Annotated in this window: 1 protein-coding gene; it reads right to left on the bottom strand. The window is 65.7% G+C overall.

Annotated features, from left to right (window positions below):
- A partial coding sequence (locus tag P0G09_RS15715; protein ID WP_275253121.1) for an aminotransferase class I/II-fold pyridoxal phosphate-dependent enzyme occupies window positions 1-411 on the bottom strand: 411 nt, incomplete at its 3' end.
- Between the last annotated feature and the right edge of the window lie 23 nt (window positions 412-434).

The raw sequence follows: 434 nt of genomic DNA, 5'->3' as shown, positions 1-434 counted from the left end.
GATGGCCGCACAGAACGCATCCGTGACCGCTAAGTCCTCCTGCTCCCGCAAAAAGAAGCGATCCACCGTGCAGCCGACACTCTCCAAAGCAGTGGCATACTCCGCAAAGGTGGGTGCGGTGACCAGCGCCCGGCGGGGCTTTTTGGCCCAGACCAGCCGGAAGATGAGGTCTGCCGCCCCATTGCCGCAGAGGATCTGCTCCGCCGGCACGCCCTCATGGAGCGCCAGCTTTGCCCGCAGCTCACGGCACAGGGGGTCGGGGTAGCGGTCGGCCGTGGGCAATGCCGCCGTGATGGCCCGGGCCACCACTTCCGGCAGGCCCAGCGGGCTGACGTTGGCCGAAAAATCCAGCGCATCCCGCCCGAACTCGGCCCGGTAACCGGCCCAATCGCCGCCATGTACTAGTTGCATGTTCGTTCTCCTTTTCCTGGATG

Origin of the sequence: Faecalibacterium sp. DFI.5.82 (genome assembly GCF_029076575.1) — a bacterium.
GTDB classification, from domain to species: Bacteria; Bacillota; Clostridia; order Oscillospirales; family Ruminococcaceae; genus Faecalibacterium; species Faecalibacterium duncaniae.
This window is presented reverse-complemented; position numbering and strand designations above follow the sequence as displayed.